Raw genomic sequence first — 12,080 nt, 5'->3', positions numbered from 1 at the left:
CGCGCTGCCGCTTTGCGGCGCAGGTCGTGCGCTGGTTGTTTGTCATTTTTGTGCTCCAGGCGCCGCAAAGCGGCGCGCCGGCGGCAATTTAGCGGAAACGCGACGGACATGCCAAAAAAAGCGACATGAACATTCCCTCACATTGGGCCGGGCGCGTGGCCGGGCTCGTCCTGGTGGCCGGGTTCGCCGTGACGCTGGCGCTCAACTGGCCGGGGCATCTGTCCTACGATTCGATCCTGCAACTGCTGCAGGGCCGGACGGGCCTCTACAACACCTGGCACCCGCCGGTCATGGCGTGGCTGCTGGGACTGGGCGACGCGCTGGTGCCCGGGACGGGGCTGTTCGTCGTTTTCGACGCCGCCCTGGCCTTCGGCGCGTTCGCGGGCGTGCTGCGCCTGGCACCGGAACGGGTGGGATGGCCGGCGGCGGCGACCGTCCTCGCCATCGTCCTGTCGCCCCAGGTGCTGATCTATCAGGGGATCGTCTGGAAGGACGTGCTGTTCGCCGACGCCGCCGTCGCGGGCTTCGTGTGCCTGGCGCTTGCCGCGCGGCGCTGGAACGCCGCGCCCTGGACGCTGCTCGCGGGGAGTTTCCTGCTGCTCGCGCTGGCGGCGCTGACGCGGCAGAACGGGGCGATCCTGCTGCCGTTCGCCGGAGCGGGCTTGGGCTGGATCGCCGCACGCGACGGCCGGTCGTGGACCGGCGCGGCGCTGCGCGGCGTGGGATTTTTCGCGGGGCTTCTGGCGTTCGTCTTCGCCGCCTCGGCGCTTCTGAATCTGAAAAGCGACGGCGAGGCGGGGCCGACGGAGCAGTTCCGTCTTCTGCAGATCTACGATCTGGCCGGCGCGGTGGCGCGCGAGCCGGCCTTCCCGCTCAGCGCCCTGGCCGAGGACGATCCGGAGCTCGAGACGGTGCTAAGGCAGGACAGCGCGCGGCTCTATACGCCGCTGCGCAACGATCCGCTGGCATCGGCGCCGCAGATGCAGGCGCCGATGCGCACGCTCGACGACGAGGCGGTCGCCGCCGACTGGCGCGGCCTCGTCCTGCGCCATCCCTGGCTGTACTTGCGGATCCGCGCCGCGGATTTCGCCTGGGTGGCGTTTACGCCCGACATCGCCGCCTGCCGGCCGATCTTCACCGGCATCGAAGGCGCGGCGCCGCAGATGCGGAGGCTTGGCCTCGCGCCACGGCGCGACGGACGCGACCTGGCGCTGGAGCGCTATGGCAGGGCATTCTTCGGGACACCGGTGCTGTCGCATATTCCCTTCGCCATCGTTGCCGTCGCGGGCATCTGGCTTCTGCTGCGCCGGCGCCGGCCGGCCGATATCGCGATGGCCGCGATGCTGGGCGGCGCGCTCGCCTTCGCGGGGAGCTTTTTCGTCATCGCCATCTCCTGCGACTATCGCTACCTCTACGCCCTCGATCTTTCGGCGCTGGCGAGCGTGCTCTACCTTGCGCTCGAGCCCCGGAGCGTCGTCGAAGGAAAGCCATGAGCATCGAACTCGGCCTGATCGAGGGCTACTACGGGACGCCCTGGAGCTGGAGCGCGCGTGCGCGGACGATCGCGACGCTGAAACCGCAGGGCTACACATTCTATATCTACGCGCCCAAGGCCGACGCGTTCCTCCGCAAGCGCTGGCGCGAAAGCCATCCGGCCGAAACGGCGAGCGCCCTTCGCGCCTTGTCGCGACGCTGCCGGGACATGGGCGTCCGCTTCGGCGTGGGCCTCAGCCCCTACGAACTCTATCGCGACTTTCATGCGGAGGCGCAGGCCGACCTGGCGCGCAAGCTGGCGGAGTTCGACGATTGGGGCATCGACGACCTGGCGATCCTGTTCGACGACATGCGCGGCGACCTCCCGGACCTCGCCCGGACCCAGGCGGACATCATCCATTGGGTGCAGGCGCGGACCAAGGCGACACGAACGATCATGTGCCCGAGCTATTACACCGACGATCCCGTCCTGGACCGCTTCTTCGGACAGCGGCCGGACGACTATCTCGAAGACCTCGGCCGCCTGCTGGACGGAAGCGTCGAGATCTTCTGGACCGGCGAGGAGGTCTGCGCGCGGGAATTCTCGCCGGGGCATCTGGCGCGGGTGACGGCGCAGCTCGGGCGCAAGCCGTTTCTCTGGGACAATTACCCGGTCAATGACGGCGCCCGCATGTCGCGCTTCCTGCACCTGCGCGCCTTCACCGGACGGCCGGCGAGCATCGCGGCGCATCTTTCAGCGCACGCCGTCAATCCGGCGCTGCAGCCGACGCTGTCCTGCATCCCGGCGATCACCCTGGCCGAAAGCTACCGGCTGGGCGATGCTTACGAATATGGCGCGGCCTTCACCCATGCCGCGACAGCGCTGCTCGGCGTGGAGCTGGCGGAGATCATCGCCAAGGACATTCTGTTTCTGAACGATGTCGGGCTGGAGCGGCTGGCGCCCAAGACCGTCGAAAGGCTGCGCCAGCGCTACGCGGCGATCGATCACGACGCGGCGCGCGAGATCGTGGCGTTCCTCGATGGGGAATACCGCTTCCAGGAGGAGATCGCCTAAGCCGCCGAAACGCTTTGTGCCGGGCCGCGAATCCGCTATCGAGAGACAAACGAACGGTGGCGGATCATGGCCTACAATTGCGCGAAGTGCCCCGGCTATTGCTGTTCCTATCCCATCATCCCGCTGAACAAGCGCGACGTGACGCGGCTCGCCAAGCATTTCGGGCTGTCCTTCGCGGCGGCGCGCAAGAAATTCACCAAGGTCGACGGCGACGAGCAATACGCCATGCGGCGCAAGGCCGACGAGCATTACGGCAAGATCTGCCGCTTCTTCGACCTCGAGAAGCGGCGCTGCACGATCTATGCGGTCAGGCCGGAGATCTGCCGTTCCTATCCCGGCGACAACCATTGCGGCTATTACAGCTTCCTGATGCATGAGCGGTCGTCGCAGGAAGACGACGAGCATGTCGCCTCGACCTGGAACGGGTGAACGGCGAAAAAATGTGTGTTAGGTTCCCATGCGCCTGACGCGCGGGGGGGCTCTAAAGCATGTTCTTCGGCATTCCGCTCGATTCCTTCGTTTTCGTCCACACGCTCATCACGCTGGTGGCGATCGTCGCCGGCCTGATCATGCTGGCGGGCATGCTGCGCAACGCGCGCCAGGACCTCGTCCATGCGATCTTCCTTCTGTTCTCGGTGCTGACCGCGATCACCGGATTCGTGATCCAGATCGCGCCGGTGACGCCGGCGGTCGCGTTCGGCTTTCTGCTGAGCGTGCTGCTCGTGCTCGCGCTGGCGGCGCGCTATCTCCACGGGATGGCCGGCGCCTGGCGCTGGATCTATGTCGTGACGGCGGTCGCCTCGCTCTATCTCAACTGTTTCGTGCTGGTGGTTCAGTCCTTCCTGAAAGTGCCGGCGCTGCACCGGCTGGTGCCGAGCGTTCCGCCGGCCGGGCCGCTGTTCGGCGCGACGCAGGCCGCGGTCCTGATCGCGTTCGTCGTCGCCGGGTATTTCGCGGTGCGCCGCTTCCGGCCCCGATAAAAAAAGGGCGGAGGCGACGCCCCCGCGCGCGGGCCGAGGGCCGGGCGCGCGGAGCGGTCGATCCGCCCTGATCGCGCGACAGGCCGGCCGGCGGAGGACCCGATGGGTCGATCACACGGCACCTTCGCCGAACCAACGGTCTTCGCGCGCGGCGCGGCCGCTTCGCCCAGGTGTCTGCGACAGCACACCTTCGACCTGTATGACGACTCGCAGGCTCACGACATGGCGACGGTTCTGGCCGCTCTCGGCTTATTCACGAACGAGCGGCGCGTTCTCCAAGGCTTCGTAGTTGCAGGTATGCAACACATCCTGTGGTTTCAAGGTTGCGGCGGTGCAATTTTGTGACAGGATGTCAGGCATCGAGAAGAAAAACCAATGCGAGGGATTAAAGCAGGCGCGTAACTAGCGAATTGATTTCAATGCATTGCCCTGGATTTCGAGAAACATACGTTTATCGGGTGACTTTTGGGCAATTGCCCACTCGGCTTCTATCCAACTCATGGCCTTTCGAAGGCGGTCGGCCGCCTGCGGCTCCGTGCATCTAAAATGAATACGGCTGAGCTTGCGCAAGCGCTTATGGCTAACGCCGGCACGCGAGGCGATCCCTTTGAAGTCGGTATCCCAGCTAACCAAGATCGCATCGTTGGTTGCACTCGCAATTGCAACGAGCGAGTCAGAGGAATCTGGCGCGATAGCCTGCTTTTGTAGAATAACCTCGTGACCTGCTTCCGCGAGGACGCGAGCAACGGCAGTTGGAACACAATTGTCCAGAAAGAACCGCAATATTCCCCGCCGAGGTAATTACGCCGCCGCCTTCTCAGGCTTGTACGCCAACGCCGCCTCAACATCTCGCGATGTCAGGTCCGGATACTCCGCAAGTATTTCCTTCACACTGTAACCAGCGTCGGCAAAGTTCTTGATCGCTCGAATAGGAATGCGGGTACCGGCGATGACAGGCTGGTTCCTCGCGACATTTCGCAGTCGCTCGACGGTGCCCACCTTGGACTTGTCTCGCATCCAGAGGATTTTAACCGCATCCTCCATCTTGCCGCGCACGACTTTGAGAGGGATTTGCAGGACGCTTTGCCCGGACACGATTTCCTCACGCCTGCTTGTTTTCGGATTATCAAAAACAACCCTGCGATTGAGAACATACAGCGTCGTCGTCGCCCACATGTCGTCGCCCATATGGGCCAGTTTCTCCTTTACGTCACGCAGATGCGGCAGCGAAACGCGTGAATTGTTCCGTAGCTCGTTGAGGACATGAAGGCACACCACGTCACGGAAGGAATAGATGCGGCTATAGGCTTGCCGCCTATCGGCGTCTGCATACGACGGTGTGAAAAAATTCGTGCGATCCCAATAGCGAAGCTGTGTCTTGCTAATTCCGGTAAGCCGTTGGACTTGCTCTTCGCTGAAAGCGGCAACAACCACAGTTGGGCTGGTCCCACGCCTCGTACTGGCGGCTCGCTTATGCTTGATCATCATATCAACGGTCGCTGTTTGATCGTCAAATGTCAAGTAATATCCTTGATTCATAAGGGTTTTCTATGACTCTGTTATCGTTGAACGACGTCGGTACGGACAGCTTCACGACCCCGCGAAGGCTTCCAGCATCTTCGCGGCGCGGGCGAGCTGCGCCTCGTTGAGTCGCGACAACGTCGCGTTGATCCGGTGCAGGAGCTTGCCGCGCGACCCCGTGGGGACGATCGTAACGCCGGCACCGAACAACGCGGCTGCAGGTATCTCCAGCGCGTCGGCAAGCTTGTCGATGGTCTCGAAAGAAGGAATCGTGCGGCCGACTTCGTAGTCGCTGATCGCCTTTTCCCCCAAGCCGACAAGCTCGGCCAATTGCCACTGCCTGAGAGACTTGGCCTTTCGGTATTGCCGGAGATTGGCGGCAAAGGTCTTTTCGAGTCGCACAGCGCACCTTCCAACGCCAAGGTCGGAGAGGTCGCAGACCTGCATAACCTGCTGTTCGATATAAAAAGCCTAAAATGTATTGACTCAATACATTTCCTGCGCGAATATAGCGTCCCGCCGGACAACTGCCGATGGACCTTATTCGTGCTGCCATATTTGGATTCGCCGCGGTGTTCGCATCGCCGCCATTCGTGGCCGCCGGGATGCTGATCTGGGAGCGGCTGAAGCCCTATTTCATTCCGCAGGCCGAGATCGACGTCCTGGCGCGCGACTGCATCGCGCATTTCGGCGTCGGCGCGACGGAGGAACTGCGCATACTCGCCCAGCGCGCGGGCCGGCGCGGGGAGACCGCGGAGGAAGCCACGCTGGTGCGCGTGATGGCAGCGGTGCGGCGGATGGAGCGAACGCGTGACGGCGTGCTTGGATCGGATGCGTCGTCGTGACCTTCGGCAGACAACTCGACCTGTTCCGCACCGAGGTGCAGCCCGGCCTGCTGGAAGACCAGCCGGCGCGGGCCTATCGCGCCGATCCGGACGAGGTGCGGCGGGATTTGCACAAGGTTCTCGCGGAGGCGCGGGCGGCGAAGCGGATGCCGTGGACGCCGGCGAAGGCGAAATACCGCCAGACCGTCTTTCCGCAGATGTGCGACTGGCTGCCCGAGGCCGAAGCGGCGCAGTTGCGGCTCGAATTCGAAGCGGAGATGACGCGGCTGGCGGGGGCGTAGGCGCCGGACGCCAGGCGCCATGTCGCGCGGCTGGCCCCCTCCGCCTCGCTTCGCTCGGCACCTCCCCCGCAAACGCGGGGGAGGAAAACCGTGAGACGCTCCCAGACCGTCTTTCCGCGGATGTGCGACTGGCTGCCCGAGGCGGAAGCGGCGCAGTTGCGGCTGGAATTCGAAACGGAGATGACGCGGCTGGCGGGGGCGTAGGCGCCGGACGCCAAGCGCCGTGTCGCGCGGCTGGCCCCCTCCGCCTCGCTTCGCTCGGCACCTCCCCCGCAACAGCAGGGCTATCGCATATGTCTGATGAGGTCGAAGAGGAAGTTGTCGTCCCATCCTGCGCGGAGGATTTTGCGGCGCAGGGAAGTCTTTGTATTGGGATGTGCTCTTGCGATGTTGAGTGCGGTTCGTCTGAGGACGGCGAGGTTTTGCGGCGCGTTGTCTTTTCGGCTGCGCGCCAGATCCTCGTCGAGGACGACGTCGAGGGCCCAGTGGAGCTGGTTTTCGATACCCCAATGGGCCCGTACGATGCGCAGCAGTTCGGCACCGGTGCAGGAGCGCGACAGCAGGAAGTAGCGCTCGACGGGCTTGTCCGTGCCGCGGCGGCAGATGATCCTGGCCACCGCCTTCAAGCCCGGGAAGGCGTGCTTGTCGGCCATGCCTGGGGCCGAGGTGACCAGGGCGGCGCGGCTTTCGGTGCGGCCGTGATGGCCGTCCCGGCTCCTGGCCGGTTCGGTGTCCTTGGGCAGCACCGCCAGGGCTGCCTTGGCATCGGCCAACAATCCCGGCTGGTTGTCCTTGACCGCCAGCACATAGTCGCCGCCGCGGTTCACGATCGTCCGGGCCATCTTGCGATGGCAGTGCAGCGCGTCGGCGGTGACGATGCAGCCCTTCAGCGCCACCAGTTCGAGCAGCTTCAGCGCCGTGCCGGCCTCGTCGTTGTCCGGCGCCAGCATGTTGGCCAGGGCCATGCGGGTCTGGGCGCCCCATGCCGTCACCATCAGCCGCGGCATGTGGCTTTGGCCCGCCTCGTAGGCGCGGCGCAGCGACTTGCCGTCCACCGCCACGACGCCCTTGGTCTTGCCCAGCTTCGCCGCCGCCCCAAAGGCCGCCATGAACGTCCGGAAGGCCGCCTCGAACGCCTGCGGATCGAGCATCCGGAACACCCGGCTGAAGGTGTCGTGGCTCGGAATGCCATGCTCCAGCACCAGGATTTGCCGAAGAAGCGGTTCCTTCGACAGTCCGAACTCTTCCATGTCGCTGCACGACGTGGCCCCGCACAGCGTCCCAACCAGGGCGATGAAAAGGACTTCCACAAGATCGTGGCGCGCATTGTCCGCGCGCGGATCGGGCAAGTCCCCAAATACCTCGTGGAAGCTGTCCATTCCCGTCTCCTGAAGAATCAGAAGACACCTTCAGAAGCCACAAAGACCAAGCCCGCAACCGCCAAAATCCCATATGCGATTCCCCTGCCCGCAACAGCGGGGGAGGAAAGATCGAGCTTTGCGCGGCCCTCATCCGATACCGCTTTGCGGCATCCGCACGCTGCCGCCACGGCCCCTCTCCCACGCTCCGCGAGAGCGGGTTGAGCGATTAGGCCGCGTCGACCAGGACCAGCTCGCTGTCTTCGAGCGCCTTCACGGTCAGCACGTCCACGTCCTTGATCGCTGCGCCGTCGCGGGCGTCTAGCCTGACGCCGTTGACCTCCACCGCGCCCAGCGCCGGCACCAGATAGCCATGGCGCGCCGCGCCCAGCTTGTACTCCACCGTGTCGCCCGCCTTCAGCGTCGCGCCCAAGACCCGCGCATCGGCACGGATCGGGAGCGCGTCATTGTCGTTCTCGAAACCGCTCGCCAGGGTCACGAAACGGCCGGCGCGGTCGCCCTTCGGGAAGGGCTTGGCGCCCCAGGCCGGCTGTCCACCGCCGCTGCGCGGCTGGATCCAGATCTGGAACAGCGTCGTGGTGCCGGGCTCCAGATTGTATTCCGCATGCCGGATGCCCGAGCCGGCGCTCATCACCTGCACGTCGCCGGCCTCGGTGCGGCCCTCATTGCCCAGGCTGTCCTTGTGCGTCACCGCGCCCTTCCTGACATAGGTCACGATCTCCATGTTGGCGTGCGGGTGCGGCGGGAAACCGGTGTTGGGCGCGATCTCGTCGTCGTTCCACACCTTTATGCTGCCCCAGCCCATGTTGCGGGGATCGTAGTATTCGCCGAACGAGAAATGGTGCTTGGCATTGAGCCAGCCGTGATTGCCGCCGCCCAGGCCGGCGAAAGGACGTTTGTCGATCATCGCGTTCTCCTCGCGGCACAGCGCCGCTCCGCTTCCGGACGAATAGATATCGCGGCACCATTGGATTAAAAATAGAAACTTTCGAAACCAATGGTTTCCGGAAACGCCATGACGAAACTGCCCGATTTCGAAGGCCTCGCGGTGTTCGCGACCGTGGTGGAAGCCCGCTCCTTCGCCGGCGCGGCCAGGGCGCTCAGCCTCTCCAAGGCGACGGTGTCCAAGGCGGTCAGCCGGCTGGAGGCCAAGCTCGGCACCAGGCTGTTCAACCGCACCTCGCGGCGGCTGGCGCTGACCGATGCGGGGCGGCTTCTGTCGGCGCGGGCGGCCAATATCCTGCGCGAGGCGGAAGCGGCGGAGAGCGAGACGCTGTCCCAATCGGTCAACCCGCGCGGGCTGGTGCGGCTGGCGGCGCCGATGTCGTTCGGGGTGCAGACCATCGCGCCGATGATCCCGGATTTCCTCAAAGCCTATCCCGAGGTGCAGGTCGACCTGCACCTGAGCGACCAGATGGTCGACGTGATCGGCGAGGGCTTCGACGCGGTGCTGCGCATCGCGACGCTGCCCGATTCCTCGCTGGTGGCGCGGCGGCTGTGCACCGTCGAGCGCTTCCTGGTCGCCGCGCCGTCCTACCTGAAAGCGAAGGGACGGCCCAAGCATCCGATGAATCTCGCCGAGCATGCCTGCCTCGGCTATGCCTATCTGCTCGGTCCCGACAGCTGGCGCTTCACGCACAAGAACGGCGAGAGCGCCGTCGTGCACCCCGCCGGCGGACCCTTACGCGCCAACAATGGCGACGCGATGCTGCCGGCGCTGATCGCGGGGCTGGGGCTGGGCGTCCTGCCCGACTTCATCCTGCGCGCGGCGCTGGCCGACGGATCGCTGGAGCGGGTGCTGCCCGACTGGTCGCTGCCGGCGAGCGCGCTGCACTGGGTGACGCCGCCGGGCGGTCCGAAGCCGGCGCGGGTCGACGTGCTGGGGGATTTCCTGGCGGAGCGGCTCGGCCACTCACACCGGGCCGGCAAGCGAAACCGGGATCAGCGCAAATAGCAGCGCGATGAGCGGCGCGGCGTAGCGGTATTGCCGGTGATGCAGGAGCGTGGTCGCCGACAGGAACATCACGAAGGCGGCGACGCCCAGGCCGACGAGCCGCGTCCCATGCAGCGACAGCAGCGCCGCCGCAAGGGCGAGCAGCGTGCCGGTCACTTCGCGGAAGCCGCTGGGATAGCGCCAGCGCGCATAGGCCTCGCGCAGCGCGCGCGGCCCGAACAGATGCACGGCCGCCGCGACGGCGAAGATCGCCGCGAGCCCTTGTGCAAAATGTTCGACCGACCAGTTCACGTTTTTGTGCTCCAACCCGTCTGAAGCAAATCGTGTTCGACGGGAACATCTTCAAGAGCGACCGCGGCGGGACTGTGTTGCGGAAAGAGCAAACCCCTACGACTTTGCGGCTTTGTCGGGATTTTTTGGCGGCGCGGCGCGCCAGCAGCCGCCACGCCAACCCTGCTTGCGCGCCGCGCGTGCGGCAACGCATCTCGTCCGCGGACAAAACATTGGGCCGGAGGCGCGGGGAGGGGGGAACCGCGGCACTCCGGCCCAACAATGGACGGCGACCTTGAAGGGGAATGCCGTCCTCGAACCACACCGCAGAGATAGGGTTGTGCGTCCCGATCAGAAGCGACCGGCAGGAAACGCAGGGTTTCGAAAAATGATCCAGGGACTCTAGAGTGGCGACCGGTTAACCCCCCGGACTTCCCCGCATGACCGAATCCCAACGGACAAGACTGCAGCGCCCCGTGGACCGCGCGCGCGACCATGTGCGCGGCGACGTGGGCAGGCGCGACGCCGTACAGGTCGTTCTCTATGGCGACTATCTGTGTCCCTATTGCCGGCGGCTGGGCCATATCATCGCCCGGCTGCGCGGCGCGCTGGGCGACAAGCTGGCCTATGCCTATCGCCACTTCCCAAACGAGAGGGCCCATCCCGGGGCGCATTTCATCTCCCGCGTCGCCGAAGCCGCCGGCCGCCAGGGCCGCTTCTGGGAGATGCACGACGCGCTCTACGGCGCCGATCCGCTGACGCCGGAGCTTGCCCGCAAGCTGGCGCGCGACATCGGCCTGGACATGGCGCAGTTCGAGCGCGACCTCGAAGACGAGGCGCTGGCGGCGCGGGTCGAGGAAGACCTCGAGGAAGGGCGGCGCAACGGCGTGACCGGCACGCCGTCCTTCTTCATCGACGGGCAGCGCTATGACGGGGCGTGGGATTTCCATTCCATGCTGGAGGAGCTGCAGCGCCCGGTCGCCGCCCAGATCAGCCGCTCGGCGAAAGCCTTCGCCAACCTGCCGGCCTCGGCCGGACTGATCCTGCTGCTGGCGGCGGCGGCGGCGATCCTCTGCGCCAACTCGTCGTTGAGCACGTACTACCACGCCTTCATCCACATGCCGTTCGGCGTCGGCGTGAAGGACGGCGCGCTGTCCATGCCGGTGGGCGAGTGGTTCTCCGAAGGATTGCTCGCGATCTTCTTCCTGCTCGTCGGGCTCGAAATCCGGCGCGAGCTGACGGAAGGATCGCTGACCGACCTGCGGGCCGCGGCGCTGCCGGTGCTCTGCGCGGTCGGCGGCGTGCTGGTGCCGACGGCGATCTATCTGGCGCTCAACCAAGGCCCCACCGCGCGCGGCTGGTCGGTGCCGACGGCGACCGACATCGCCTTCGCGCTCGGCGTGCTGGCGCTGCTCGGGCCCAGCGTGCCGACGGGGCTGCGCGTCTTCGTCGCCGCGCTGGCGGTGGTCGACGACATCCTGTCGGTGCTGACGCTGGCGATCTTCTATCCGCGCGCCTTCGAGCTCGGCTGGATGGGGGCGGCGGTGTGCGGAATCGTGGCGCTGGCGGCGCTCAACCGCTTCCGCGTCTATGCGCTGTGGCCCTATCTCGTGGCGACGGTGTTCCTGTGGGTGGCGCTGCACGGTGCCGGCGTGCATGGCGCGCTGGCCGGCATCTTCCTCGCGGGCTTCCTGCCGACGCGGCCGGCGCCGGCGGCGGGGCCGCTGCTGGCGCAGGCGGCGACCGCGCTCGCCGCGCTGGAACAGGCCGAGCGCGAGACCGAGGACAAGACCGCGCTGATGCAGGAGCCGATCTGGGACTGGGCGAGCCGCAACCTCGCCGCGGCAAGCGACAGGCTGCGCTCGCCGGCCGAGCAGGTCGAGCGCGCGGTGGCGCCGTGGAGTTCTTATGTCGTGCTGCCGCTGTTCGCGTTCTCGGCGACGGGGGTGAGTCTGGCGGCCGATCTTTCGGCGCCGGGGGCCGGTCCTGTGCTGGCCGGCGTGGTGCTGGGGCTGGTGCTGGGCAAGCCGATCGGCATCGGCCTCGCGGCGCTGGGCGCGGTGTGGAGCGGGCTGGGGCGCATGCCCGAGGATGTGAGCGTGCGCGGCTTCATCGGCGCGGCCTGCCTGTGCGGCATCGGCGATACGGTGGCGCTGCTGCTGGCGGACCAGGCCTTCCCGGCCGGGGCGGACTCGCAGATCGCCAAGATCGGTGTTCTGATCGGCTCAGGGCTGGCGGCGGCGCTGGGCGCGGCGATCATCGCGGTCAAGCCGCTGCCGCGGCAGACGGAATTGGCGTGAGG

General features: G+C 66.1%; 15 protein-coding genes. 9 read left to right on the top strand and 6 right to left on the bottom strand.

Annotated elements, in window-relative coordinates:
- The first annotated feature begins 125 nt into the window (after nt 1–125).
- The 5 genes from WDN01_18665 to WDN01_18645 all read left to right on the top strand — a co-directional run bounded on the left by WDN01_18665 (nt 126) and on the right by WDN01_18645 (nt 3,873).
- On the top strand, nt 126–1,493 hold the full coding sequence (locus WDN01_18665) for a hypothetical protein (GenBank protein ID MEJ0028053.1): 1,368 nt from the start codon (nt 126–128) through the stop codon (nt 1,491–1,493).
- Nucleotides 1,490–2,548, top strand: coding sequence for a beta-N-acetylglucosaminidase domain-containing protein (locus tag WDN01_18660; GenBank protein ID MEJ0028052.1), 1,059 nt, complete (start codon nt 1,490–1,492; stop codon nt 2,546–2,548). Before WDN01_18665 ends, WDN01_18660 begins: the two co-directional genes overlap by 4 nt.
- Before the next feature lie 66 nt (nt 2,549–2,614).
- The gene (locus WDN01_18655; GenBank protein ID MEJ0028051.1) at nt 2,615–2,977 is read left to right on the top strand and encodes a YkgJ family cysteine cluster protein; all 363 of its coding nucleotides are present in this window, start codon (nt 2,615–2,617) and stop codon (nt 2,975–2,977) included.
- Between the two features lie 59 nt (nt 2,978–3,036).
- Nucleotides 3,037–3,528: a hypothetical protein gene (locus WDN01_18650; protein MEJ0028050.1), complete on the top strand. Its 492-nt coding sequence runs from the start codon at nt 3,037–3,039 to the stop codon at nt 3,526–3,528.
- Nucleotides 3,529–3,630: 102 nt separating this feature from the next.
- Nucleotides 3,631–3,873, top strand: a complete 243-nt coding sequence (locus tag WDN01_18645; protein ID MEJ0028049.1) for a hypothetical protein — start codon at nt 3,631–3,633, stop codon at nt 3,871–3,873.
- Between the two features lie 57 nt (nt 3,874–3,930).
- Here WDN01_18645 and WDN01_18640 read toward each other — a convergent pair whose 3' ends face one another.
- The 3 genes from WDN01_18640 to WDN01_18630 all read right to left on the bottom strand — a co-directional run bounded on the left by WDN01_18640 (nt 3,931) and on the right by WDN01_18630 (nt 5,451).
- Nucleotides 3,931–4,311 carry a DUF5615 family PIN-like protein gene (locus tag WDN01_18640; protein MEJ0028048.1) on the bottom strand — a complete coding sequence of 127 codons (381 nt, stop codon included), beginning with the start codon at nt 4,309–4,311 and terminating at the stop codon, nt 3,931–3,933.
- A gap of 18 nt (nt 4,312–4,329) precedes the next feature.
- The gene (locus WDN01_18635; GenBank protein ID MEJ0028047.1) at nt 4,330–5,049 is read right to left on the bottom strand and encodes a DUF433 domain-containing protein; all 720 of its coding nucleotides are present in this window, start codon (nt 5,047–5,049) and stop codon (nt 4,330–4,332) included.
- A gap of 69 nt (nt 5,050–5,118) precedes the next feature.
- The gene (locus tag WDN01_18630) at nt 5,119–5,451 is read right to left on the bottom strand and encodes a helix-turn-helix transcriptional regulator (protein MEJ0028046.1); all 333 of its coding nucleotides are present in this window, start codon (nt 5,449–5,451) and stop codon (nt 5,119–5,121) included.
- Between the two features lie 131 nt (nt 5,452–5,582).
- On the opposite strand from WDN01_18630, the gene WDN01_18625 reads away from it, so the two are divergent.
- On the top strand, nt 5,583–5,894 hold the full coding sequence (locus tag WDN01_18625) for a hypothetical protein (GenBank protein ID MEJ0028045.1): 312 nt from the start codon (nt 5,583–5,585) through the stop codon (nt 5,892–5,894).
- Nucleotides 5,891–6,175, top strand: coding sequence for a hypothetical protein (locus WDN01_18620; protein ID MEJ0028044.1), 285 nt, complete (start codon nt 5,891–5,893; stop codon nt 6,173–6,175). The genes WDN01_18625 and WDN01_18620 overlap by 4 nt, the downstream gene beginning before the upstream one ends.
- A 284-nt stretch (nt 6,176–6,459) precedes the next feature.
- Here the strand turns inward: WDN01_18620 and WDN01_18615 are convergent, their stop codons facing one another.
- On the bottom strand, nt 6,460–7,554 hold the full coding sequence (locus WDN01_18615; protein ID MEJ0028043.1) for an ISAs1 family transposase: 1,095 nt from the start codon (nt 7,552–7,554) through the stop codon (nt 6,460–6,462).
- Between the two features lie 208 nt (nt 7,555–7,762).
- Nucleotides 7,763–8,461: a pirin family protein gene (locus WDN01_18610; GenBank protein ID MEJ0028042.1), complete on the bottom strand. Its 699-nt coding sequence runs from the start codon at nt 8,459–8,461 to the stop codon at nt 7,763–7,765.
- A 108-nt stretch (nt 8,462–8,569) separates the two neighbouring features.
- Between WDN01_18610 and WDN01_18605 the strand changes: the two genes are divergently transcribed.
- Complete coding sequence (locus WDN01_18605; protein ID MEJ0028041.1) at nt 8,570–9,508, top strand: LysR family transcriptional regulator; 939 nt, start codon at nt 8,570–8,572, stop codon at nt 9,506–9,508.
- Here WDN01_18605 and WDN01_18600 read toward each other — a convergent pair.
- Complete coding sequence (locus WDN01_18600) at nt 9,467–9,799, bottom strand: DoxX family protein (protein ID MEJ0028040.1); 333 nt, start codon at nt 9,797–9,799, stop codon at nt 9,467–9,469. The two genes, WDN01_18605 and WDN01_18600, sit on opposite strands and share 42 nt — an antisense overlap.
- A 419-nt stretch (nt 9,800–10,218) precedes the next feature.
- Here WDN01_18600 and nhaA point away from each other — a divergent pair, with 419 nt between their 5' ends.
- On the top strand, nt 10,219–12,078 hold the full coding sequence (nhaA, locus tag WDN01_18595) for a Na+/H+ antiporter NhaA (protein MEJ0028039.1): 1,860 nt from the start codon (nt 10,219–10,221) through the stop codon (nt 12,076–12,078).
- The last annotated feature ends 2 nt before the right edge of the window (nt 12,079–12,080 follow it).

The sequence above is a fragment of the Rhizomicrobium sp. genome (genome assembly GCA_037200985.1).
In the GTDB taxonomy this organism is placed as follows: domain Bacteria; phylum Pseudomonadota; class Alphaproteobacteria; order Micropepsales; family Micropepsaceae; genus Rhizomicrobium.
The sequence above is the reverse complement of the archived record's forward strand: the minus strand, read 5'-3'. Positions and strand labels throughout refer to the sequence as shown.

Excerpts from the sequence above, each read along its gene's own strand:
- WDN01_18665 (MEJ0028053.1), top strand. The coding sequence starts at position 126 with ATGAACATTCCCTCACATTGGGCCGGGCGCGTGGCCGGGCTCGTCCTG.
- WDN01_18610 (MEJ0028042.1), bottom strand. The coding sequence starts at position 8,461 with ATGATCGACAAACGTCCTTTCGCCGGCCTGGGCGGCGGCAATCACGGC.
- WDN01_18655 (MEJ0028051.1), top strand. The coding sequence starts at position 2,615 with ATGGCCTACAATTGCGCGAAGTGCCCCGGCTATTGCTGTTCCTATCCC.
- WDN01_18660 (MEJ0028052.1), top strand. The coding sequence starts at position 1,490 with ATGAGCATCGAACTCGGCCTGATCGAGGGCTACTACGGGACGCCCTGG.
- WDN01_18650 (MEJ0028050.1), top strand. The coding sequence starts at position 3,037 with ATGTTCTTCGGCATTCCGCTCGATTCCTTCGTTTTCGTCCACACGCTC.
- nhaA (MEJ0028039.1), top strand. The coding sequence starts at position 10,219 with ATGACCGAATCCCAACGGACAAGACTGCAGCGCCCCGTGGACCGCGCG.
- WDN01_18645 (MEJ0028049.1), top strand. The coding sequence starts at position 3,631 with ATGGGTCGATCACACGGCACCTTCGCCGAACCAACGGTCTTCGCGCGC.
- WDN01_18625 (MEJ0028045.1), top strand. The coding sequence starts at position 5,583 with ATGGACCTTATTCGTGCTGCCATATTTGGATTCGCCGCGGTGTTCGCA.
- WDN01_18615 (MEJ0028043.1), bottom strand. The coding sequence starts at position 7,554 with ATGGACAGCTTCCACGAGGTATTTGGGGACTTGCCCGATCCGCGCGCG.
- WDN01_18605 (MEJ0028041.1), top strand. The coding sequence starts at position 8,570 with ATGACGAAACTGCCCGATTTCGAAGGCCTCGCGGTGTTCGCGACCGTG.